This window comes from Sulfurovum sp. (assembly GCF_049668085.1).
GTDB lineage: Bacteria > Campylobacterota > Campylobacteria > Campylobacterales > Sulfurovaceae > Sulfurovum.
In genome coordinates, this window is record NZ_JBATIY010000105.1 from 1 (window position 1) to 2,703 (window position 2,703).

At 36.9% G+C, this 2,703-nt stretch carries 6 protein-coding genes; 2 read left to right on the top strand and 4 right to left on the bottom strand.

What is annotated here, in order from left to right; all coding sequences use genetic code 11:
* From WBM70_RS07045 to WBM70_RS07055, 3 genes are all read right to left on the bottom strand, one after another.
* The coding region (locus WBM70_RS07045) for a DoxX family membrane protein (protein WP_424557793.1) at positions 1-204 on the bottom strand (204 nt) is incomplete at its 3' end.
* A 78-nt stretch (positions 205-282) separates the two neighbouring features.
* Entirely contained in the window at positions 283-474 is a 192-nt protein-coding gene (locus WBM70_RS07050; protein WP_424557794.1) for a hypothetical protein, read from the bottom strand.
* A gap of 3 nt (positions 475-477) precedes the next feature.
* The gene (locus WBM70_RS07055) at positions 478-672 is read right to left on the bottom strand and encodes a hypothetical protein (protein ID WP_424557795.1); all 195 of its coding nucleotides are present in this window, start codon (positions 670-672) and stop codon (positions 478-480) included.
* Between the two features lie 106 nt (positions 673-778).
* Here WBM70_RS07055 and nhaA point away from each other — a divergent pair, with 106 nt between their 5' ends.
* Complete coding sequence (gene nhaA / locus WBM70_RS07060; RefSeq protein ID WP_424557796.1) at positions 779-1,951, top strand: Na+/H+ antiporter NhaA; 1,173 nt, start codon at positions 779-781, stop codon at positions 1,949-1,951.
* A 102-nt stretch (positions 1,952-2,053) separates the two neighbouring features.
* Positions 2,054-2,203, top strand: a complete 150-nt coding sequence (locus WBM70_RS07065) for a hypothetical protein (RefSeq protein WP_424557797.1) — start codon at positions 2,054-2,056, stop codon at positions 2,201-2,203.
* A 52-nt stretch (positions 2,204-2,255) separates the two neighbouring features.
* Here the strand turns inward: WBM70_RS07065 and WBM70_RS07070 are convergent.
* Positions 2,256-2,703 (bottom strand): MBL fold metallo-hydrolase RNA specificity domain-containing protein (locus WBM70_RS07070; RefSeq protein WP_424557798.1); only part of this gene is annotated, 448 nt, incomplete at its 5' end.

Consider the following 2,703-nt stretch of genomic DNA (forward strand, 5'->3'; position numbering starts at 1 on the left):
CTCTATACCGGATACAAGATAGGTAGCTAATGTTGGAAATGGTATGGAAACATTTTCAAACCATGTTGCAGTCTCTTTTAAATAATTCACTTTCAGTAGTGCAGGCATAGAAAAACCGTATGCTATCACCAAACGCAAAATTAAAAGAATAAGGTTTCTAGGATAAGACAGAAGTACAGCAACCTCTCCCATAAAATCTTTCATATATTTCCCTTTCAAGATGAGTAATATACTTCTTGGATAAGTATATATTTTAACGTTGCATTAATTGTGAACAAAATGCTATCTCTTTTTAGAACTAAAACGACACTCTCCCAAGGTAATAATTTTACCTTTTTCGACCTGAGAAAGAATATATTTCAGCGTACCGTCATTATCTGTCTCAGGCATCTCCTCTTCTATCATACGTAAAGCATCTTTATAAGTAGTTTTTTGCCAACTTTTCTCATAGATATATTGTGTATATAATTCCAAATATTATATCCAGCCAAGTTCAGCAAATATAGGTTCCATTTCCATCCACCAGTTTTCAAATCGTACAGCAACGTCATTGACCACTTTCTCTTCACTCTTCCACTCTTGAAGTTTTTCCAAGATCAGTGGTTTACTCTCGACAGATATTCTTTCTGATCCTTCTACTTGCGTGATTACTTCTTCAATTTTATTTTTCATATTCATATCCTTTGTTTTGTATTTTATCCAATCTGCAGATATTGTCAATATCCATTAAGTATAGCTATGAGATAATCACCATACTAGAAAACCTAAGGATAGAGTTATGTCTACACAATTTTTCCAGGATTTCATCAAAAAAGAATCAACTCCTGGAATTCTACTGATCATCGTTACTATTTTAGCATTGTTTTTAGAAAATACTTTTATGCATGATTTCTATACAAGTTTTTTACATACACCTGTTGAAATACGTTTTGGAGATCTGCAGATAGCTAAACCTCTCCTTCTGTGGGTCAATGATGGGCTTATGGCAGTTTTCTTCTTTGTCATCGGCCTTGAAGTTAAACGTGAAGTAAAAGAGGGGCATCTCTCTTCTCTCTCTCAGATCACCCTTCCCGGTATAGCTGCTATTGGAGGTATGGTTGTACCTGCTTTGGTTTTCATCGCTTTTAACAAAGGGGAAGAGTTTTCTATGAACGGTTGGGCTATCCCTACGGCTACAGATATTGCATTTGCATTGGGTATTCTCTCTTTACTAGGTAACCGCGTACCAGCCTCCTTGAAAATATTTTTGATGGCATTGGCTATTATTGATGACTTAGGTGCCATTTTGATCATCGCATTCTTTTATACCAGTGAGCTTTCTACCATATCTATTATCATAGCTGGGATATCTCTTCTGGTATTATTTATCATGAACCGTATGGATGTTGCCATAAAATCAGCCTATATCGTCGTAGGAATTATTCTATGGGTTTCTGTACTGAAGTCTGGGGTGCATGCGACACTAGCAGGAGTAGCACTTGCCTTTATGATCCCTATCTCTTCCAAAGATAAAGAAGGAAACACATTCTCCATGACAAAAGAGATGGAGCATGATCTTCACAAATGGGTTGCATTTATGATCTTGCCTCTTTTTGCTTTAGTCAATGCCGGTGTAGACCTTAAGGGAATCTCCATAGAGGAGATGGCAGGTCCTGTCCCTATGGGTATCATGCTTGGACTCTTTGTTGGTAAACAGGTAGGTGTCTTTGGTTTCTCCTGGATAGCCATAAAAATGGGATGGGCCTCTTTACCAAAAGATAGCAACTGGATCTTACTTTATGGTGTCAGTATCTTGACAGGGATAGGTTTTACGATGAGTCTCTTTGTAGACACACTGGCGTATAATGATACACAGATCTACCATTATGCTGATAAACTTGCGATTCTAGTTGGCTCCTTCCTCTCAGCCATCGTAGGATATCTCATTTTACATTTAAAGGCACCCAAATAATCCCTTTTTAGAGACAGGAAGACTTTATAGAGATCAAAGTCTTTTTGTTCTATCATATAGATAGGTAGTAACCTTAAAATATTAAACTTAAAAGGATTGAAAATGATCAAAAAGAAACAAGTTAAAAAGATCGTCAAAAAAGAGATGGACAGCAGATTCAAAAAAGAGTTAAAGCAAGAGATCAAAAAGCATATCAAAGACTATAAGAAAAAAGAAAAAGCAGAAAAAAAGAGCAAGAAAAAGAAAAAATAGACCTCTAACTTACCCCTGGTTCATGAATGAGCAGGGGTAGAATTCTCCTCAACTACCCAAGATATATCACCTCTTCCGGTTCAACTATATGGGCTTTTTTACCCAAAGCATTTTCTATCACACTGCGTAAGATGACCTGCTTATCTTCTTCTCCATGAATAAGGTATACACGGTATAGATCTTCCATTTGTGATATCCATTTGATAATACCATTTTGATCAGCATGAGCAGAAAATCCATTGATCGTATGTATGTTTGCTTTGATAAGTATATCTTCATGAAAGATCTTGACCCAACGTGCACCGTCAACAATGTGACGTCCCAAAGTACCAACCGCCTGATACCCTACAAATATCACGGCATTTTTAGGGTTCCAAAGACGATTTTTAAAATGGTGTATGATTCTTCCACCCGTACACATACCGCTTCCTGCAATGATAATAGCACGGCTGTTTACTTCATTGATAGACCTGGATCCTTCAACATCAGGTGTATAGATA